The organism is Streptomyces sp. NBC_00076 (assembly GCF_045041235.1).
Lineage (GTDB): Bacteria > Actinomycetota > Actinomycetes > Streptomycetales > Streptomycetaceae > Streptomyces.
Genome location: NZ_CP108242.1, coordinates 7,615,773 through 7,634,945, shown reverse-complemented (window position 1 = coordinate 7,634,945; position 19,173 = coordinate 7,615,773). Strand labels below are relative to the sequence as shown.

At 70.4% G+C, this 19,173-nt stretch carries 14 protein-coding genes; 5 read left to right on the top strand and 9 right to left on the bottom strand.

Annotation, left to right across the window (positions count from 1 at the left end; translation table 11 throughout):
• Window positions 1-114 precede the first annotated feature (114 nt).
• Both OHA64_RS34770 and OHA64_RS34765 read left to right on the top strand, forming a co-directional pair.
• Window positions 115-1,338, top strand: a complete 1,224-nt coding sequence (locus OHA64_RS34770; protein ID WP_405619967.1) for a trypsin-like serine peptidase — start codon at window positions 115-117, stop codon at window positions 1,336-1,338.
• A gap of 206 nt (window positions 1,339-1,544) precedes the next feature.
• Complete coding sequence (locus OHA64_RS34765; RefSeq protein WP_405619965.1) at window positions 1,545-2,753, top strand: trypsin-like serine peptidase; 1,209 nt, start codon at window positions 1,545-1,547, stop codon at window positions 2,751-2,753.
• 81 nt (window positions 2,754-2,834) lie between these two features.
• On the opposite strand, the gene hflX is transcribed toward OHA64_RS34765, so the two are convergent.
• The 6 genes from hflX to miaA all read right to left on the bottom strand — a co-directional run bounded on the left by hflX (window position 2,835) and on the right by miaA (window position 11,074).
• Entirely contained in the window at window positions 2,835-4,328 is a 1,494-nt protein-coding gene (gene hflX, locus OHA64_RS34760) for a GTPase HflX (protein WP_405619963.1), read from the bottom strand.
• Between the two features lie 169 nt (window positions 4,329-4,497).
• Window positions 4,498-5,994, bottom strand: coding sequence for a M1 family metallopeptidase (locus tag OHA64_RS34755; RefSeq protein ID WP_405619961.1), 1,497 nt, complete (start codon window positions 5,992-5,994; stop codon window positions 4,498-4,500).
• Between the two features lie 122 nt (window positions 5,995-6,116).
• Window positions 6,117-8,402, bottom strand: coding sequence for a RelA/SpoT family protein (locus OHA64_RS34750; protein WP_405619959.1), 2,286 nt, complete (start codon window positions 8,400-8,402; stop codon window positions 6,117-6,119).
• Between the two features lie 205 nt (window positions 8,403-8,607).
• Window positions 8,608-9,477 (bottom strand): diaminopimelate epimerase, encoded by an 870-nt coding sequence (gene dapF, locus OHA64_RS34745; RefSeq protein ID WP_405619957.1) that lies wholly within the window; start codon window positions 9,475-9,477, stop codon window positions 8,608-8,610.
• 46 nt (window positions 9,478-9,523) lie between these two features.
• Entirely contained in the window at window positions 9,524-10,027 is a 504-nt protein-coding gene (locus OHA64_RS34740) for a hypothetical protein (protein ID WP_405624239.1), read from the bottom strand.
• Window positions 10,028-10,135: 108 nt separating this feature from the next.
• Complete coding sequence (miaA, locus tag OHA64_RS34735; RefSeq protein WP_405619955.1) at window positions 10,136-11,074, bottom strand: tRNA (adenosine(37)-N6)-dimethylallyltransferase MiaA; 939 nt, start codon at window positions 11,072-11,074, stop codon at window positions 10,136-10,138.
• A gap of 183 nt (window positions 11,075-11,257) precedes the next feature.
• Here miaA and OHA64_RS34730 point away from each other — a divergent pair, with 183 nt between their 5' ends.
• On the top strand, window positions 11,258-11,551 hold the full coding sequence (locus OHA64_RS34730) for a hypothetical protein (protein WP_405619953.1): 294 nt from the start codon (window positions 11,258-11,260) through the stop codon (window positions 11,549-11,551).
• A 31-nt stretch (window positions 11,552-11,582) separates the two neighbouring features.
• On the top strand, window positions 11,583-11,927 hold the full coding sequence (locus OHA64_RS34725; protein WP_405619952.1) for an antitoxin: 345 nt from the start codon (window positions 11,583-11,585) through the stop codon (window positions 11,925-11,927).
• 588 nt (window positions 11,928-12,515) lie between these two features.
• On the opposite strand, the gene OHA64_RS34720 is transcribed toward OHA64_RS34725, so the two are convergent.
• The 3 genes from OHA64_RS34720 to rutA are packed head-to-tail and all read right to left on the bottom strand — an operon-like array spanning window position 12,516 to window position 16,013.
• On the bottom strand, window positions 12,516-13,313 hold the full coding sequence (locus tag OHA64_RS34720; protein WP_405619950.1) for a class III extradiol dioxygenase subunit B-like domain-containing protein: 798 nt from the start codon (window positions 13,311-13,313) through the stop codon (window positions 12,516-12,518).
• A 41-nt stretch (window positions 13,314-13,354) separates the two neighbouring features.
• Window positions 13,355-14,872, bottom strand: a complete 1,518-nt coding sequence (miaB, locus tag OHA64_RS34715) for a tRNA (N6-isopentenyl adenosine(37)-C2)-methylthiotransferase MiaB (RefSeq protein ID WP_405619948.1) — start codon at window positions 14,870-14,872, stop codon at window positions 13,355-13,357.
• Window positions 14,873-14,930: 58 nt separating this feature from the next.
• Window positions 14,931-16,013: a pyrimidine utilization protein A gene (gene rutA, locus OHA64_RS34710; RefSeq protein WP_405619946.1), complete on the bottom strand. Its 1,083-nt coding sequence runs from the start codon at window positions 16,011-16,013 to the stop codon at window positions 14,931-14,933.
• Between the two features lie 203 nt (window positions 16,014-16,216).
• On the opposite strand from rutA, the gene OHA64_RS34705 reads away from it, so the two are divergent.
• Window positions 16,217-19,171, top strand: coding sequence for a SpoIIE family protein phosphatase (locus OHA64_RS34705; protein WP_405619944.1), 2,955 nt, complete (start codon window positions 16,217-16,219; stop codon window positions 19,169-19,171).
• The last annotated feature ends 2 nt before the right edge of the window (window positions 19,172-19,173 follow it).

The following is a 19,173-nucleotide window of genomic DNA, read 5'->3' as shown; positions in this document are numbered from 1 at the left end:
CCGAAGTCCGTGAGAGCGGTAGGGACTTGCCGTGAGATCAGTGCGAGATCGGCAGTGTCCAGCCCGCGGTCACGGCCACAGCACCACGTTCGTCCACTCAGGGGGAAGTCAGACATGCGATCCACAAGGCCGTCGTTCACCGCTCGTCGGGGAAGGTACGCGCGCCGCAACACCTCCCCCGTGCTGGCTGCGGTCGCGCTCGCGTCGGCGCTCGCGCTCACCGCCACCGCCTGCGACTCGGGAGATGCCGAAGCGGGCAGCGGGGCCACCGCCTCCGCGGCGTCCGAGGGTGACGGCAAGATCACGATCCCGGACAACATCAGGGACAAGCTCAAAGAGCACGGCATAGACATCGACAAGTGGAAGAACGGCGCCTGGAAGAATTGGGACAAGGACGACTGGCTGCGTGAGGCCGACGAGTACATCAACCCGATCATCAAGGGGCTGTGGAACCCGGACCGGATGCGGGGCGCCGATGACCCGGACAACGCCGTCGACGACAGCGACCTCTCCGGTGACCAGGGCGTGACCGACCCGACTCCCGAGCCTGTGGACGCGAAGGCCGTATCGCCTACGTACCATGCCAACGCGCCCGAGGCGGGCAAGGTGTTCTTCGACTCCCCCGAGGGCACGATGGTCTGTTCGGCGACGGTCGTGGAGGACCCCGCGCATCCCGGCAAGTCCAACACCGTGTGGACGGCGGGCCACTGTGTGCACGCCGGCAAGAACGGCGGCTGGTACCGCAACATCGCGTTCGTGCCGTCGTACAACGACGGGGGCAAGTCGGGCGAGGAACTGCGGAACGCCACACAGAAGGAGGTCGCTCCGTACGGCGTCTGGTGGGGCGACTGGGCGCAGACCTCGGACCAGTGGATCGAGCAGGGTGGTGCTACGGGCGGTGACGGTGCCTCGTACGACTTCGCGGTCATTCATGTGACCCCGGAGGCGGGCAGCAACGGCAAGTCCCTGGAGGAGACAGTCGGTTCGGCGCTTCCGGTGGACTTCGAAGCTCCGGCGGTGACCAAGGTCAACAGCGTCACGGCGACGGGTTATCCGGCGGCGCCGCCGTTCGACGGGGAGACGCTGTTCCAGTGCCAGGACAAGCCGGGACGGCTGTCGATCAACAAGGCCGACCCGAACATGTACCGGATCGGCTGCACCATGACGGGCGGTTCGTCCGGCGGCGGCTGGGTCTCGACGGGCTCGGACGGCAAACCGGCGCTGGTCTCCAACACCTCGATCGGCCCGGCGACCGCCGGCTGGCTGGCCGGTCCGCGTCTGGGTGACGTGGCCAAGGGTGTGTACGACTCGGTCAGCAAGAAGTTCGCGGGCCGGTGACCTCGGGGTGGGCCTGCCCGCCGGCCGGTCCACCCTGCTGAGGCATGTTGCGTACGGCGGCGGGGCCCGGGAAACCTTCACCTGCTCACCGCCGTTCACCCTCAACTCCCCGGGCATAGTGGGGTGTCGTCCGCGCGGGAGATCCACAGGGTCCCCTGCCGGACGGCCGGCACATTGCATTCACATCTCACGGGGGTCACCGCACCATGGGTTCCACACGCACGCCCTCAGCGCGACGGCGCGGGCGTCGCACCCGCACTCTCCTCGCCGCCACCGGACTCGTCACCGCACTGGCCCTGACCTCGACAGCCTGCGAGGGCTCGGGTGAGGACACCGCGGGCAACAAGCCCGGCGCAGCCACCTCTCAGGCTGCCGACCAGGGCAAGGCCAGGATTCCGGCCGGTATCGCCGAGAAGCTCAAGGAACACGGCGTCGATGTCGACGACTGGGCGGCCGGCGGCTGGAAGAACTGGGACAAGGACAAGTGGCTCAGCGAGGCCAAGGACTTCGTGAATCCGGTGATCGATGGTCTGTGGAAGCCCAAGCGGATGCAGTCCGCGAAGGAGGCCGACAAGACCGTCTCGACAAAGGACGCGACAGCCGAGCAGGGTGTCAGCGATCCGGAGCCCGAGCCTGTGACGGCGGAGGCGGAGAAGGCGCCGTACCACGAGAACGCGGCCCCGGTAGGAAAGATCTTCTTCGACTCTCCTGAGGGCCCGATGGTCTGCTCCGGCACGGTCGTGAAGGACGTGAACCACCCGGGCAAGTCGAACCTGGTGTGGACGGCGGGCCACTGCGTGCACGCCGGGGGCGGCGGTGGCTGGTACCGCAACCTCGTGTTCGTGCCTGCTTACAACGACCTCGGCAGGTCCCAGGCACAGCTGGGCAACGCCGCGGCTTCGGAGATCGCGCCCTACGGCAACTGGTGGGCGGACTGGGCCTCCACCTCGAACGAGTGGATCAAGGGCGGCTCGGAGAGCGGCGGCGCGGGTGCCACGTACGACTATGCCGTGCTGCACGTGAAGCCCGATTCCGGGTCCAAGTCCCTGGAGGAGACGGTCGGGGCGGCGTTGGACGTCGACTTCTCCGCCCCGTCTGTGACCTCGGTGGCCTCGATGGGTGCCTGGGGCTATCCGGCGGCGCCGCCGTACAACGGTCTGAAGATGTTCAAGTGCCTCGACCGGCCCGGCCGGCTCTCGCTCAGCCCGAGCCTGCCGACGATGTACCGCATCGGCTGCACCATGACCGGAGGTTCGTCCGGCGGCGGTTGGTTCCGGGTGGTGAACGGCACCACCGAGCTGGTATCGAACACGTCGATCGGCCCGACGGACAACACGTGGCTGGCCGGCCCACAGCTGGGCACGGAGGCCAAGGCGCTCTACGAGAACATGAGCAAGACATACGGCGGTCGGTGACGCGTACGCACGGGAAGGCCCGCCCCTGCGACAAGCAGGGCGGGCCTTCCGAGCTCTCGGAGAACTGCGCCGTCAAGCCCGTCAGGCGAGCGGCGCCGGAACATACGGCGCGAGATCCGCCGCCAGTTCCTCGTGCACCCGCGCCTTGAGCAGAGTGCCCTCCGGGGTGTGCTCCGCGGAGATCACCTCGCCCTCGTCGTGCGCGCGGGCGACCAGCTTGCCGTGCGTGTAGGGCACGAGTGCCTCGATCTCGACCGACGGTCGCGGCAGTTCGATGTCGATCAGCGCGAGCAGTTCGTCGATGCCCCGGCCGGTACGGGCCGAGACCGCGATGGAACGCTTCTCGATCCGCATCAGTCGCTGAAGCGTCAGCGGATCGGCCGCGTCCGCCTTGTTGATCACCACGATCTCGGGCACGCCGGTGGCGCCGACGTCCCTGATCACCTCGCGCACGGCGGCCAGCTGCTCCTCCGGGGCGGGGTGCGAGCCGTCCACCACGTGCAGGATCAGGTCGGACTCGCCGACCTCCTCCATGGTGGAGCGGAACGCCTCGACCAGGTGGTGCGGCAGATGCCGTACAAAGCCGACCGTGTCGGCCAGCGTGTACAGCCGGCCGCTCGGGGTCTCGGCCCGGCGCACGGTCGGGTCGAGGGTCGCGAACAGGGCGTTCTCGACCAGCACTCCCGCACCCGTGAGGCGGTTGAGCAAGGACGACTTGCCGGCATTGGTGTAGCCGGCGATGGCGACCGACGGCACCTTGTGACGCTTGCGTTCCTGGCGCTTGATCTCGCGGCCGGTCTTCATGTCCGCGATCTCCCGGCGCATCTTGGCCATCTTCTCGCGGATCCGACGCCGGTCCGTCTCGATCTTGGTCTCACCGGGACCACGGGTGGCGAGGCCGCCGCCCTTGCCGCCGCCCATCTGACGGGACAGCGACTGACCCCAGCCTCGCAGCCTCGGCAGCATGTACTGCATCTGCGCGAGCGCTACCTGCGCCTTGCCCTCTCGGGACTTGGCGTGCTGGGCGAAGATGTCGAGGATCAGCGCCGTACGGTCGATGACCTTGACCTTGACGACGTCTTCGAGGTGGATCAGCTGGCCCGGGCTGAGCTCACCGTCGCAGATGACGGTGTCCGCGCCCGTCTCGAGGACGATGTCGCGTAGTTCCTCGGCCTTGCCGGAGCCGATGTAGGTGGCCGCGTCGGGCTTGTCGCGGCGCTGGATGACGCCGTCGAGCACGAGCGCGCCCGCGGTCTCCGCGAGGGCTGCGAGCTCCGCGAGGGAGTTGTCCGCCTCCTGCGCGGTCCCCGAGGTCCAGACGCCGACGAGCACGACCCGCTCCAGGCGGAGCTGGCGGTACTCGACCTCGGTGACGTCCTCGAGTTCGGTGGAGAGGCCCGCGACACGGCGCAGTGCCGCGCGCTCGGAGCGGTCAAACTGCTCGCCGTCCCGCTCTCCGTCGGTCTCGTGGCTCCAGGCGACGTCCTCTTCCATCAGGGCATCGGCCCGAAGACCTTCGTGGTAGGCATCCGCGAGGCGCTGGTTGTCCTGGGAAGAAGATGAAGAGGAGGTCATTGGGTCCTTACGTCGATGGGGATTCCGACAGTGCGGCGGCAGAGCGGAAGCGGAGCTTCTGAGCTGCTGCGTCACCACTCACAACGCACGAGTGCCCCGGGAGATTCCCGTACCCCGTGCCGCGCCGACCTGACGATGGTCGCACGGCACGGCTCGTCTCGTCACTGACTTATTCCGTGCCCGCTCGCCGGGGTGCGGCCGACTTCCAGTCCGGGTGGCCGGGCATCGGCGGGGTCGTCCCGCCGTGGAGCCAGGGCTCGAAGAAGCCGCCGAGGTCTCGGCCGGAGATCTGGGAGGCGAGGCGCACGAAGTCCTCGGTCGTCGCCGTGGCGTCCTGGTGGCCGCTCACCCAGAGGCGTTCCAGCTGTTCGAAGGCCGGTTGGCCGATCTCCTGGCGCAGGGCGTACAGGACGAGTGCGGCACCGTCGTAGACGTTCGGGCGGAAGATGCCGATCTTCTGGCCGGGCTCGGGAGCCTTGGGGGCCGCCGGGGGCCCGCCGTCCGCGCGCCACCGGTCGGAGGCGCTGTAGGCCTCCTTCATACGGGCCGCCATCGACTGGTCCGCCTTCTCCTCCGCGTACAGGGCCTCGTACCAGGTCGCGTGCCCCTCGTTGAGCCAGAGGTCGGACCAGGTGCGCGGGCTGACACTGTCGCCGAACCACTGGTGGGCCAGCTCGTGCACCATGATCGACTCGACGTACCACTTGGGGTAGCCGCCTTCGGTGAACAGGTCCCTCTCGAAGAGCGAGAGGGTCTGCGTCTCCAGCTCGAAACCGGTGGCGGCCTTGGCCATGAGCAGGCCGTACGTCTCGAAGGGGTACGGCCCCACCTTGCCCTCCATCCAGGCGATCTGGTCGGGGGTCTTCTTCAGCCACGGTTCAAGTGCGGCCCGGTCCCTGGTGGGCACGACGTCACGGACCGGCAGGTTGTGGGGACCGTTGCGGCGCAGCACGGTGGAACGGCCGATGGAGACCTGCGCGAGCTCGGTGGCCATGGGGTGCTGGGTCCGGTAGGTCCACGTCGTCGCCCGGCCAACCCGTTGCACGCCGGTGGGCAGGCCGTTGGCCACCGCCGTGTAGTCCTCCGGCGCGGTGACCCGGATGGTGAACATGGCCTTGTCGGAAGGGTGGTCGTTGCACGGGAACACCAGGTGGGCGGCATCGGCCTGGTTGGCCATGGCGAGACCGTCCGCGGTGCGTAGCCAGCCGCCGTCACGGTCCGCGGCGGACACCGGGTCGCTGGTGTGCCGGACGGTGATCCGCATCCAGCTGCCTTCCGGCCGCGGCTCCTCGGGCGTGACGACCAGGTCCTCGCCGACGCTCGCGAAGGTCGCGGGCTCTCCGTCGACGTCGACCGAGTCGACCTCGCCGTGCGCGAAGTCGAGGTTCACGCGGTCCAGTGAGGTCGTCGTCCGCGCGTCGATCGTGGTGACCGCCTGGAGCGGCTCGCGGTTGGTGCCGGGATAGACGAAGGACAGGTCGTACGACGCCACGTCGTACCCGGGGTTGCCGAGGTACGGGAAGAGGCGGTCGCCGACGCCGAGCGGCGCGGCGGGGGCACTCGCGGCGACGAGGCCGACGGCGGCGGCGAGCAGTACCACCGCCTTGAGGCGGCGGAGGCTCCTGCGGCGGGCCGGGGGAGCCTGGGTGCGGGGGGTGAGCAGCATGCACCACCGCTACCAGCGCGCGTGTGGCCTGCGGCGGCGGCGCGCGATCGCCCCACCCGATCGGGTGGGCGGGTGACTCAGTCCTCCAGCCCTCAGTCCTCCAGCCCTCAGTCCTCCAGCCCTCAGTCCTCCAGCGCCTGGGGCTGTGCCCGGCTCACGTCGTAGACGCCGGGCACGTTGCGCATGGCCCGCATCAGGGCCGGCAGGTGGGCCGCGTCCGGAAGCTGGACGGTGTAGGTGTGGCGGACGCGCTGGCGGCTCGGGGGTTCGACGGTCGCCGAGACGATCTCCGCGCCCTCCGAAGCCATCGCTTCGGTGAGGTCCGCGAGCAGATGCGGGCGGCCGAACGATTCAGCGAACAGGGTGACCCGGCACTCGGTGGTGTCCCCCCAGCGCACGCCGAGCTCCGCGCGCCCCGCGAGCTTCATGCGCTCCACAGCCACGCACTCCACGCGGTGGACGGTCACCGCGCCCCCGCGCACGGCGAAGGCGGTCACCTCGTCGGGCGGTACGGGCGTACAACAACCGGCGAGGCGTACGCTCGCGCCCGGCTGGTCGACGACCGCGTCCGCGGCGGGGCTGCCGGTCGGGTCCGGCTCGTCAGTCTGCGCGGCCAGGCGCTCGACGCTGGTCCGAGGGGCGTTCCGGGAGGCGTTCCGGGGGTCGAGGTTGTCGGCGGCGGGCCTGAAGGCTGCCTCGGAGGCCTGGACGGCCGGCGCGTGCTCGTCCCCCGGCGCCGCGGCGGGCACCGGATGCGTCGCGATCCACCGCTGGATGGCGATCCGGGCGGCGGGCGTGTGGGCATGCTCCAGCCACTCCCTGGACGGCTCGGAGGCCGGATCCTGGCCCATGAGGAGCTGCACGGTGTCACCGTCGCGCAGGACCGTGCTCAGGGTCGCCAGGCGGCCGTTCACGCGGGCGCCGATGCACGCGTGCGCGTCCTCGCCGTACTGCGCGTACGCGGCGTCCACACAGGTCGCGCCGTCGGGCAGTCCCAGGGTGCCGCCGTCGGGGCGGAAGACGGTGATCTCGCGGTCCTGGGCGAGGTCCTCGCGGAGCGTGGACCAGAAGGTGTCCGGGTCGGAAGCGGCCTCCTGCCAGTCAAGGAGGCGGGAGAGCCAGCCGGGCCGGGTCGGGTCGACGCGCTCGCCGTCTCCGGCGACGGTCTGCTCCTCCGAAGGCGGAGCGTAGGGATTGCCGAGCGCGATGACGCCGGCTTCGGCGACCTTGTGCATCTGGTGGGTGCGGATGAGGACTTCGACCACCTGACCGGCCCCCGGGGCGCTGCCGGACGAGTCCGCACCGTCCCGGGGGCGGGCCACCGCGGTGTGCAGTGACTGGTACAGGTTGAACTTCGGTACGGCGATGAAGTCCTTGAACTCCGAGACCACGGGGGTCAGGCAGGTGTGCAGTTCGCCCAGGACGCCGTAACAGTCGGCGTCCTCGTTCACCAGCACGAGCAGGCGGCCGAAGTCGGCGCCGCGCAGCCGGCCGCGTTTGCGGGCCACGCGGTGCACCGAGACGAAGTGCCGTGGCCGGATGAGGACTTCGGCCTGGATGCCGGCGTCGCGCAGGACCGTCCGCACCTCGTCGGCCGTCTCGGCGAGCGGGTCGTCCACCCGGGAGGCGTTGCCGACGATCAGCTCCCGGGTGTGCGCGTACTCCTCGGGGTGCAGGATCGCGAAGACCAGGTCCTCGAGTTCGGTCTTGAGTGCCTGGACACCTAGCCGTTCGGCGAGCGGGATGAGGACGTCTCGCGTGACCTTGGCGATGCGGGCCTGTTTCTCGGGACGCATCACACCGAGGGTGCGCATGTTGTGCAGTCGGTCCGCGAGTTTGATCGACATCACGCGGACGTCGTTGCCGGTGGCGACGAGCATCTTGCGGAAGGTCTCGGGCTCGGCGGCGGCGCCGTAGTCGACCTTCTCCAGCTTGGTCACGCCGTCGACGAGGAAGCGGACCTCCTCGCCGAACTGCTCGCGGACCTGATCGAGCGTCACGTCGGTGTCCTCGACGGTGTCGTGGAGCAGAGACGCCGTCAGGGTGGTGGTCTCGGCGCCGAGTTCGGCGAGGATCAGGGTCACCGCGAGCGGATGCGTGATGTAAGGCTCGCCGCTCTTGCGCATCTGGCCCCGGTGCGAGGACTCGGCCAGGACGTAGGCGCGGCGCAGGAGTTCGAGGTCGGCGTCGGGATGATGGGCGCGATGCACCTCGGCCACATGGCCGATGGCATCCGGCAGCCGGTCACGGGCGGCGGGGCCGAGCAGTGCGGCCCTGCCGAGTCGGCGCAGGTCGATCCGGGCCCGGGCCTTCCTGCGGGGCGCCGTGGGCAGGGCAGGATCCGCTGTGGCCGGACCCGATGTCACCACCGGGCCCGGGGTCGCAGGGTTCGTGGCCTCTGCACTCATGGGCACCTCCGGCTGTGGACCGGCGGACGGGTGCCCCAGAGCTGACGCGGCTCAGGGGATGGCATTGGTCCCCCGTCCGGGCCGGTGCTTGATGCTACCGAGCCCATCACGGCCGACGGACCTCCTCCCGGCGAGCGTGAAACGGATCACCCATTCGAGCGAAGGTATATAGGTTTACGATTGCGCATTTTGTGACCTCAATCGGTCAGTGAAGCGCGCTTCCCAGCCACTCCATGTCGATCTCCCCTTCGGCGACGATCACGGCGGGGCCGGTCATCTCGATCTCGCCGTCGGCCCGCTCGGTGATCACCAGGGTGCCGCCGGGCACGTCGACGATGTACGTCGCCGGGGTGCCGGTGACGGCCGGGTCTGCTCCGTCCCTACGGGCGGCGGCCACGGCTACGGCGCAGGCGCCCGTGCCGCACGAGCGGGTCTCACCGGCGCCCCGTTCGTGCACGCGCAGGGCCACGTGACCTGGGCCGCGGTCGACCACGAACTCGACGTTGACCCCGTCCGGATAGGCGGCGGCCGGGCTGAACGGCGGTGGGTCGTACAGGCTGCCCGCGTGCGCGAGGTCGTCCACGAAGGCGACCGCGTGCGGGTTGCCCATGTTCACGTTCCGTGCGGGCCAGTCGCGCTCGCCGACGCTGACCGTGACGTCCCCTTCGGGGAGCAGCGCCTTGCCCATGCCGACCGTGACATCGCCCTCCTTGGCGATGTGCACGGTCTTCACACCTCCGCGCGTGGCGATCGCGAGATCGCCCTCCCCGGCGTATCCGGCGCGCTGGAGGAAGCGCGCGAAGACCCGCACGCCGTTGCCGCACATCTCCGCGATCGAGCCGTCGCCGTTGCGGTAGTCCATGAACCACTCCGCCTCGGCCGCCATGTCCTTTGCCTCGGGGTGTGCGGCGGACCGCACGACGTGCAGCAGACCGTCGCCGCCGATGCCCGCGCGGCGGTCGCACAGGGCGGCGACAGCGGCCGGGGACAGGTCGACGGTGTTCTCGGGGTCCGGGACGATCACGAAGTCGTTCTCCGTGCCGTGCCCCTTGAGGAAGGCGATCCGCGTGCTCATTCCTCGATCGTACGGGGTGGGTACGATACCCCCGCGCGCGTGGGGATCAGCGCAGCCGGGCCACGCGCCAGACGGCGAGCACGACCACGGCGGCGACCAGCACGACGTAGGCGATCACCACGCGCCAGTCCGGGCGGCGACCGGAACCGCGCTGCGGCAGCCCGGGCCACGTGTAACCCACGCGGCGGGCGGCCATCATGCCCCAGCCGGCCGCACACGAGCAGATCAGCAGTCCCAGCATGGCGATCACGGCCCCGCTGTCGCCGAAGTCGAAGGCGAGCGGGAAGGCGAACATCAGGGAGCCGACCGCGGCGAGGCTCACGATGGGGGCCAGCTGCCACATGCGCAGCCGGCGCTGCGGACGGAGCTCGACCTCGACCTCCGGGCCGCCGGGGAACATCTCCTCCGGCTCAGGGCCGTCGGCAGTCACCCCGTCCGGTGTCTCGTCGGGTCCGTCGGAGATCAGACGGGCTTCGTCCTGCTCCGGTTCGCCGCTCTCCGCGGTGAGGTGTTCGGTGCCTTGTGCGGTGTTGCGAGGGCCGGCCTCCATCGCCACGCGCCCTCCCAACTTGGACTCCACTTGGTCGATCGAAGCTCGATGATGGCACGGCACCGGAGGCCGCGATGACGGCCGGAGCGTCCCGATGCCATGACGTGATCAGGCTGTAACCGGTCGTTCGACCAGCGCCAGCGCCACCTGCGGAAGTTCTGTGAGATCCGCCGCAGCCCCACTCAACCAGTGCACCCGCGGATCGCGCCTGAACCATGAATCCTGACGGCGCGCGAAGCGCTTGGTGGCACGAATCGTCTCGACCCGCGCCTCTTCCATGGTGCACTCCCCGGTGAGCGCCGCGAGCACCTGCTGGTAGCCGAGCGCGCGCGACGCCGTACGCCCCTCGCGCAGCCCTTGCGCCTCCAGTGCGCGCACTTCCTCCACGAGCCCGGCCTCCCACATCCGGTCGACCCGGCGCGCGATGCGCTCGTCGAGTTCCGGGCGGGCCACGTCGACGCCGATCTGGACGGTGTCGTAGACGGAGTCATGGCCGGGGAGGTTGGCGGTGAAGGGCCGACCGGTGATCTCGATCACTTCGAGGGCCCGGACGATACGGCGGCCGTTGCTGGGCAGGATCGCGTTCGCGGCCTCCGGGTCGGCGGCGGACAGGCGGGCATGCAGCGCGCCGGAGCCGCGCAGGGCGAGTTCGTCCTCGAGCCGGGCCCTGACGTCGGGGTCGGTGCCGGGGAACTCCAGGTTGTCGACGGCCCCGCGGACGTACAGACCGGAACCGCCGACCAGGATCGGCCAGCGGCCCTCGTCGAGCAGGGTGTCGATTCGGGCACGGGACAGCCTCTGGTACTCGGCGACGGACGCGGTGACCGTGATATCCCAGATGTCCAAGAGGTGGTGCGGTACGCCTGCACGCTCCTCGGGCGTCAGCTTGGCGGTGCCGATGTCCATCCCTCGGTAGAGCTGCATGGAGTCGGCGTTGACGACCTCGCCGCCGAGCCGCTGGGCCAGGAACACGCCCAGATCGGACTTTCCGGCGGCGGTCGGTCCGACGACGGCGATGACGCGGGGGGCGGGGGGTGCGCTTCTCACTGCCCCAGTCTCGCAAACCTCGACCAGTGGCCTCGAACGAGTTACGTGACGGTCCGGGGCGAAGGTCGTTCCCAGTTGCGAGGTCTTCCGCCGCCCGAGCACAGAGGCGGCGACCCGGGCGGCGCAACCGGACGCACCGGACGACGCGGGATTTCGCCCGCACGAGTAACGTATGGAGTGGATATGGGCGTTTTCGCACGACTTTTCCGAAGGTCGAAGACCACGGAGAAGTCGGCAACGGCCGAGGCGCAGGCCGACGTATCGACGCCCGAGCCCGCGGCCCAGGAGGCGGCGGAGGCGAAGGGGTCGACGGAGACCGAGGCCATGGCCGACGCCGACGCCAAGACCGAGGACTCGGTGGAGGAAACGGCGACGACGCCCGCCGAGGACACCACGGGCGATGGCGTCGAGATCCCCAAGCAGCAGTCCGCCGAGGAGGTTGCCGACAGCGGGGCCGGAGAGAGCGCCCGCACGTAATCACCCGCTATCGCCTGCAGGGAGGTGGATCATGGGTCTCCTGGACAATGTGAAGGCCAAGATCAGCCCGGCCAAGGACAAGGTCTCCGGCCTCGCGAAGCAGCACGGCGACACGGTCGAGCGTGGTCTCGACAAGGCGGCGAAGGTCGTCGACGAGAAGACCAAGGGCAAGTACAGCGGCAAGATCCAGGCCGGCACGGGCAAGGCCAAGGGCGCCATGGACCGTCTCGCGCACAAGGACGGCACGGGCCCGGGTGACACGGGTGCCGGTACCGGTACTGGCACCGGCAGCGGCCTCGGCGGTGAGAAGGGCACGCCCCCGGCCTCGCCGCCGTCAGATTCGCCGCCGCCCGCCTCGCCCCCGCCGGCTTCCTGAACGGCACGGCGTATCGGCGGACGGCCGCGGAGCACCACGCTCCCGGCCGTCCGCCGCGTCCGTTCCTCGGCCGTCCTGGTCGGGAGGGGCCCCGCTCACCGTCCACTCCGGGCGTACGGCCGGCGCAGACGGGTGACGTCGCGCCAGACGCCGGCGACGGCACCTGCGCCTGTCTGTCCGTCCGTCAACGGCGTCCGGGCGCAGGCCAGCCGTGTGCGGGCATGCCCCCGGCTCCATCCGGGCGGGCGGCAACGGTGTCCGGACTGCCGTCAGCCGTCTCCGGGCGCTGACCGGCCCCAAGTCCGGCCGCTACCGGCGGCATCCCGGCACCCACGTCAGCCCGTCCCGTACGGGAGCCGTGTCGAGCCTGTTGTCCCGCCGCGCTCGGAGTTTCGTTCTCGGCTCTCCAGGGCTCCAGTGCGTCGACGACCGCAGACTCGCTATCGTCCGTAGGGCCCGCAGGTCCGCCGGGTCCGCCGGGTCCGCCGGGTCCGCCGGGTCTGGGGAGTTCCCCGGGCTGTCGGGTCCGGGCGGCCTCCCGGCCGCTCCTTCCAGTCCGCATCCGCCTCGGTCCAGCGGCCCTCGGTGTCAGGACCAGGTCGCGACCACGTATCCCACGCCGTACGGCGCGTCCTCGTACAGCAGGGTGCCGCCCAGTCCCGCGCCCTCGGCCGCGGCCGCCAGGACCTGCCAGGGGGAGCGGCCGGAGGCCTTCAGTTCGTACGCCAGCTCGGCGTCCAGTGAGTGCAGGGCCGCCACATCCGCCGCGCCCAGCGCACGCGCGACCTCGGCGTCGAAAGGTGCCGCGCGCTCGTCGAAGTAGCCGGGGGCCTTGAGCGTGCGGCAGGCACTGGCGTCGCCCATCACCAGCAGCGCCACCCGCTCGTCCCCAGCGGCGATGTCCCTTCCGACTTGGATACACCGCTCGGGCGCGAGAGGTTCCCCCACGCCGAGTCCCTCGACCGGGGCGTAGGACCACCCGGTGCGCTCCAGCAGCCACGCGGCCACCGCGAGCGAGTGCGGAAGCGAACGCTCCGGCGCCTCGTTCCTCGCCCTGCCCTCTTCCTCACCCTGTCCCGAACCCTCAGCCGCGCCCTTGCCGGCGCCCTTGCCCGCGCTGTCGCCCGCGCCCTCAACTGTCCCAAGGCGTACGCCCAGATCCACGCCGAACCCCTGGAACGATCCCCGTGCGCCCTGCGGATGCGGGCCGCGTCCACTCTTGTCGGCGGGACCGACGACGACGAGCCGGTCCGGCCTGGCGGCGGCGAGAACACCGAGCGCGTCCGTGCACGCGGCACGCGCACCATCCAGCTCGGACGCGGCACCCGCGGCGATGCCGGGCACCAGGAGGGGCGGGCAGGGGCAGACTGCGGCGGCGACAAGCATGATCGGCAGCGTACGCGGTCAGGACATCCGGCCGTGTCCGGTCAGTCGCAGCCGCAGCCGCTGCCCGTCGCGACGGGCAGCGGTGCCGGCACCCCGATCTTCGGGAGGCCGAGCAGCACACCCGCCGGCTTCGCGGCCTGCTCCGCGTTGCGCTTCTCCCACGCGTCGCCCGCGCGGGTGCGACGCACGCCGAGGACGGCGCCTTCGGCGAGGAGGTGGTGCGGAGCGGCGTACGTGATCTCGACCGTGACGACGTCACCGGGGCGGACGTCCTGGTCCGGCTTGGTGAAGTGCACAAGACGGTTGTCGGGCGCGCGGCCGGAGAGGCGGTGGGTGGCGCCGTCCTTGCGGCCCTCGCCCTCGGCGACCATGAGGTCGAGGGTGCGGCCGACCTGCTTCTTGTTCTCGTCCCAGGAGATCTCCTCCTGGAGGGCGACGAGGCGCTCGTAGCGCGCCTGGACGACCTCCTTGGGGATCTGGTCGTCCATGGTCGCGGCCGGGGTGCCGGGCCGCTTGGAGTACTGGAAGGTGAACGCCTGCGCGAACCGCGCCTCGCGCACGACGTGCAGGGTCTGCTCGAAGTCCTCCTCGGTCTCGCCGGGGAAGCCCACGATGATGTCGGTGGTGATCGCCGCGTGCGGGATGGCGGCGCGGACCTTCTCGATGATCCCCAGGTAGCGGTCCTGGCGGTAGGAGCGGCGCATCGCCTTCAGGACCGTGTCCGAACCGGACTGCAGGGGCATGTGCAGCTGCGGCATCACGTTCGGCGTCTCGGCCATGGCCGAGATGACGTCGTCGGTGAAGTCGCGCGGGTGCGGGGAGGTGAAGCGGACGCGCTCCAGGCCCGCGATGTTCCCGCAGGCGCGCAGCAGCTTGCTGAAGGCCTCGCGGTCACCGATGTCGGAGCCGTACGCGTTGACGTTCTGGCCGAGCAGAGTGATCTCACAGACGCCCTCGGCGACGAGGGCCTCGACCTCGGCGAGAACGTCTCCAGGGCGGCGGTCCTTCTCCTTGCCGCGCAGGGCCGGGACGATGCAGAAGGTGCAGGTGTTGTTGCAGCCGACGGAGATCGACACCCAGGCGGCGTACGCGCTCTCGCGCCGCGTCGGCAGGGTGGACGGGAACGCCTCCAGGGACTCGGCGATCTCGACCTGCGCCTCCTCCTGGACGCGGGCGCGCTCCAGCAGGACCGGCAGCTTGCCGATGTTGTGCGTGCCGAAGACGACGTCCACCCAGGGCGCCTTCTTCACGATGGTGTCGCGGTCCTTCTGCGCCAGACAACCGCCGACCGCGATCTGCATGCCGGGTCGTGAGGCCTTCCTCGGGGCGAGACGGCCGAGGTTGCCGTACAGCCGGTTGTCCGCGTTCTCCCGCACCGCGCAGGTGTTGAAGACCACGACGTCCGCGTCGCCGTCCGACCCCTCGGGGGCTCGTACATAACCGGCGTCTTCGAGCAGCCCGGACAATCGCTCGGAATCGTGGACGTTCATCTGGCACCCGTAGGTACGCACCTCGTATGTCTTCACGCCCACTGCCTGGCTCCGGTCACTGCTGCTCATGTGACAAGGGTAGGCGGTGCCGGAAGTGGCTTCGGTCGCCCTGTGGACAACCGGAGTCTCAGGCCGCGGTCGGCCGTCCCGACCGGGACCTCATCAGCGGCTGGATGCGCGTGCCGAAGTTCTCGAGTCCTTCGAGGAAGTCGTCGAAGACGAGCATGATCCCCTTGGTGCCGGGGACTTCGGCGATCTCGTCGAGCATGCCCGCGACGGTCTCGTACGAGCCGACGAGGGTGCCCATGTTGAAGTTCACGGCGCCCTCGGGCAGCGAGATGGTCCGGGCGGTGGAGGAGTCGTCGGCCGTCGTGTCCGTCGCCGACTCCCCCGCCATGTACGCCAGTGCCGCGTGGTCGGCGTTGTCGTGGTAGTCCTGCCACTTCGCGCGTGCCGCCTCGTCGGTCTCGTCGGCGACGACCATGAACAGCGACAGCGCCCCGACGTCGCGGCCGGTCCTGCTCGTCTCGTCGACGAGGGCCGCTGTGGTTCCCGAGATCGCGAGCGGGGTGTTGACGCCGCTGCCCAGGATGAAGTTGTAGTCGGCGTGCTCGGCGGCGAACCGCATCCCGGTGCTGCTCTGCCCGGCGGCGACGATGTCGATGTGCCCGTTCGCCGGTCGCGGGGACAGCACGCAGTCGTCCATCTCGTAGAAGTCGCCCTTGAAGTCGCTGACGCCCTCGCTCCACAGCTCCTTCATCACAGTGACGTACTCGACGGCCCGGGCGTAGCGGTTGCCGAAGTGCTCGTCCCCGGGCCACAGGCCCATCTGCGCGTACTCTCCGGGCGCCCAGCCGGTGACGATGTTGACGCCGAAGCGCCCGGGGGCGATGGAGTCGACCGTGACCGCCATGCGCGCGACGATCGCCGGCGCCAGTGCGAGGATCGGCGTGGAGGCGTACAACTTGATCCGCTCCGTCACGGCGGCCAGGCCTGCCATCAGGGTGAACGACTCCAGGCAGTGGTCCCAGAACTCCGTGTCGCCGCCGAACCCCTTGAGCTTGATCATCGAGAGGGCGAAGTCGAATCCGTGTTCCTCGGCCTTCTGCACGACCGCCTTGTTCAGTTCGAAGGTCGGCAGGTACTGCGGCGAGCTCTTCGATATGAGCCAGCCATTGTTGCCGATGGGGATGAAGACGCCGATGTCCATGCCGCTCCTCAGAGGGTCGGGGGAGACACGCTGGGCCTCCGTCCATGATCGGAGACCTGCCCCAGCGGCGGCACGCTACACGGTCCCCCTTTCAACAACTCGCGGCGTTCTCCGGTCTGTTGATGCATGGTCACGACGGGTAAGCGCCGGTGAGAATCTGTGAAACAGGTTTCGAACAAGAACGGGAACGATACGTTCCCTGCATGAACGCACGGCTCGCTCTGCTCAGCACGGTGGCCCCCGGTGTCACGGAGAGCGAGGTCTTCCGACTGGCGCTTCAGCATGCGGTGGGCGAGCTGGGCGCACTCGGCGGAACCATGCACCTGCGCGGCCCGATGTCCGCGCTGCGCCTGGTGTCGGCTGTCGGCCTCCCTCCCGGTCTCACCCGCTCCTGGGAGATCGTCGACCAGGAGGGACCGCTGGCCCCGGCCCGCGCGCTCCATCAGGGCAGTGGCGTGTGGCTGCCGATGAGCTCAGGCGATGCTGCCGGCACCTCCGCCGTGGCCCGGCCCGAGGCGGACGCCGCCGGCATGACCTGGCCCGGCGCCGGCCTCGCCGCCCTGCCCGTGTTCAGCGGGAGACGCAGCATCGGGGCGTTGACCGTGCTGGTGGGCGAGCGGGGCGAGCCCACCCCGGACCAGTGGGACTTCCTCCGGGCCGTGGTCGCCTGGACCGAGGACCGCATCGCCCAGGCGCCGCCGCCGTCCGGACCCGCGCAGACCGAACTGAGCGGTGAGCGCCTGCGGCGGGCCCTGAAAGAGGTCCAGGTCGGATCGTGGGACTGGGACGTCCGCACCGGCGAGCTGATCTGGGACGAGGCGGCGTTGGAGCTGTACGGCACCCGGCCGGCCGATTTCACCGGAAAGATCGAGAACTGGATGCGGATCGTCCACCCGGACGACCTGGCACCCACGCTCGCGGCGGCGCAGCGGGCCATCCTCGACCACACCGTGTACGAGGCGGAGTACCGGGTGCGGCGCCTGGACGGCACGTACGGCTGGACGCAGGCGCGCGGCAGGGCCACGTACGACGAGCAGGGCGAACCCCTCCGGATGATCGGCGTCGGCTGGGAGAGCAACGAGTCGCGGACCGCCCGGGACGCGCTCAGCCGGGCCCTGCGGCACATGAGCGACGGCTTCCTGGCGGTGGACGACGGGTGGCGGATCACCTTCGCCAACCTGGAGGCGGAACGTTTCCTGGGCTTCTCGGAGGAGGAGTTGTTCGGGCGCCGGCTGTGGGACCTGCCCTCCGCTCGGGAGGTTCCCGGCCTGGAGAGCCGCTGCCGGGAGGCCGCGGCCGAGGAGAAGCCCGCCGGTTTCGACGTGCACATGCAGGATTCAGGGCAGCGGTACCACCTGCGGCTGGTGCCGGGTCCCGACGGACGCACCCTCTACTTCACCGACGTCACCGAGAAGCGCCGACTGGCGGAGGAGCGTCAGGCCACCGAGCGCGCCGCGGTCGAACGGGCGGCCCGGATCGGGGAGCTGACCGCGGAGCTCGCCACGGCGACGACCTCGCAGGACGTCGTGGACGTGGTGGCCCGACGGGTGCTGCCGCCGTTCGCCGCCACGAGCCTGCTGGTCCAGGTCGTCGAGGGCGACCGGCTCCACCATGTCGGGGCTGTGGGGTACCCGCACGACCTCCTCGACATCCTCGACAGTCGCCCCCGGGCGCCGCAGGACCCGGCCTGGGACGCGATCGCCTCCGGCACACCGCTGTTCCTGTCGTCGGCACGGGAGTTCATCGCGCGCTACCCCGAACTGGTCTCCCTGGTGGACCGCTCCGGCAAGCAGGCGTGGGCGTTCCTGCCGTTGACGGCATCCGGTCACACCTTCGGTGTGTGCGTCGTGGCCTTCGAACGGCCGCGGTTGCTCACGGACGAGGAACGCGCGCTGCTCACCACGATCAGCGCGCTTGTGGCCCAGTCCCTGGAGCGGGCCCGTCTCTACGACGCCGAGCACACCCGGTCCCGGGAGCTCCAGCGCAGTCTGCTCCCCCAGGAACTGCCCGAGCTGCCCGCGTGCACGGCCGCCGCCCGCTACCTCCCGGCCGGGCAGGGCGCGGACGTGGGCGGAGACTGGTACGACATCATCCCGCTCTCCGGCGGACAGGTCGCGCTGGTCGTCGGCGACGTCATGGGTCACGGCCTGCCCGAGGCGGCCACCATGGGCCGGCTGCGCACCGCCGTCCACACCCTGGCCGACCTGGAGCTTGCCCCCGACGAGATCATGGGGCACCTCAACGACATCGTCTCCGGCATGGGCGAGTCGTCGTACGCCACCTGCCTGTACGCGCTCTACGACTCCACCACCGGGGTCTGTTCCGTCGTCCGCGCCGGGCACCCACCGCCCGCCCTGGTCCATCCCGACGGGAGCGTGCACTTCCCGGAGCCGGAGGCCGATCCGCCGCTCGGGGCCGCGGAGCCGCCGTTCGAGACGGTCGAACTGCGCGTGCCCGAGGGCAGCCTGCTGGTGCTCTACACCGACGGTCTGGTCGAGTCGTCGAGGCGGGAGATCGACGAGGGCATGGGGGAGCTGGCCCGGATGCTGCGCGCGGCCCAGGAGGACGGCACCGCGGCGGACCTCGAACGTCTGTGTGACACGCTGACGGCCGGGCTCCTGCCCGTCGACCAGCAGGCGGCGGACGACGCGGCGTTCCTCGTCGCCCGCCTGCACTCCCTGCCCTCCGACCGGATGGCCTCCTGGCCGCTGCCCGGAGAGCCCAGAGCGGCCGGACAGGCCCGCCGTCATGTCCGCGAACAACTCACCGCCTGGAACCTGGACGACCTGGCCCCCACCACGGAGCTCCTGGTCAGCGAGCTGGTGGGCAATGTCGTCCGCCATGCCAGGGGCCCGGTCCGGCTGCGTCTGCTGTACGCGGCCGAGCTGGTCTGCGAGGTCTTCGACGGCAGTCAGACGATGCCGCGCATCCGCCGGGCGACGGAGACCGACGAGGGAGGCCGAGGGCTTCAGCTGATCACGGCGCTCTCCGGCCGATGGGGCGCCCGCTACACACCCACGGGAAAGTGCATCTGGACCGAACAGCCGCTGGCCGGCCCCGACGACGCACCGGACCCAGAGGCCGACATGGCCGGCATATCGGAGCTCATCCCCCTGAACGCGGCCGGGTTCGACGGCGACTGGAACGCGCTCCTGTGAGG

Excerpts from the sequence above, each read along its gene's own strand:
- OHA64_RS34770 (WP_405619967.1), top strand. The coding sequence starts at position 115 with ATGCGATCCACAAGGCCGTCGTTCACCGCTCGTCGGGGAAGGTACGCG.
- OHA64_RS34765 (WP_405619965.1), top strand. The coding sequence starts at position 1,545 with ATGGGTTCCACACGCACGCCCTCAGCGCGACGGCGCGGGCGTCGCACC.
- hflX (WP_405619963.1), bottom strand. The coding sequence starts at position 4,328 with ATGACCTCCTCTTCATCTTCTTCCCAGGACAACCAGCGCCTCGCGGAT.
- OHA64_RS34755 (WP_405619961.1), bottom strand. The coding sequence starts at position 5,994 with ATGCTGCTCACCCCCCGCACCCAGGCTCCCCCGGCCCGCCGCAGGAGC.
- OHA64_RS34750 (WP_405619959.1), bottom strand. The coding sequence starts at position 8,402 with ATGAGTGCAGAGGCCACGAACCCTGCGACCCCGGGCCCGGTGGTGACA.
- dapF (WP_405619957.1), bottom strand. The coding sequence starts at position 9,477 with ATGAGCACGCGGATCGCCTTCCTCAAGGGGCACGGCACGGAGAACGAC.
- OHA64_RS34740 (WP_405624239.1), bottom strand. The coding sequence starts at position 10,027 with ATGGAGGCCGGCCCTCGCAACACCGCACAAGGCACCGAACACCTCACC.
- OHA64_RS34730 (WP_405619953.1), top strand. The coding sequence starts at position 11,258 with ATGGGCGTTTTCGCACGACTTTTCCGAAGGTCGAAGACCACGGAGAAG.
- OHA64_RS34725 (WP_405619952.1), top strand. The coding sequence starts at position 11,583 with ATGGGTCTCCTGGACAATGTGAAGGCCAAGATCAGCCCGGCCAAGGAC.
- OHA64_RS34720 (WP_405619950.1), bottom strand. The coding sequence starts at position 13,313 with ATGCTTGTCGCCGCCGCAGTCTGCCCCTGCCCGCCCCTCCTGGTGCCC.
- miaB (WP_405619948.1), bottom strand. The coding sequence starts at position 14,872 with ATGAGCAGCAGTGACCGGAGCCAGGCAGTGGGCGTGAAGACATACGAG.
- rutA (WP_405619946.1), bottom strand. The coding sequence starts at position 16,013 with ATGGACATCGGCGTCTTCATCCCCATCGGCAACAATGGCTGGCTCATA.
- OHA64_RS34705 (WP_405619944.1), top strand. The coding sequence starts at position 16,217 with ATGAACGCACGGCTCGCTCTGCTCAGCACGGTGGCCCCCGGTGTCACG.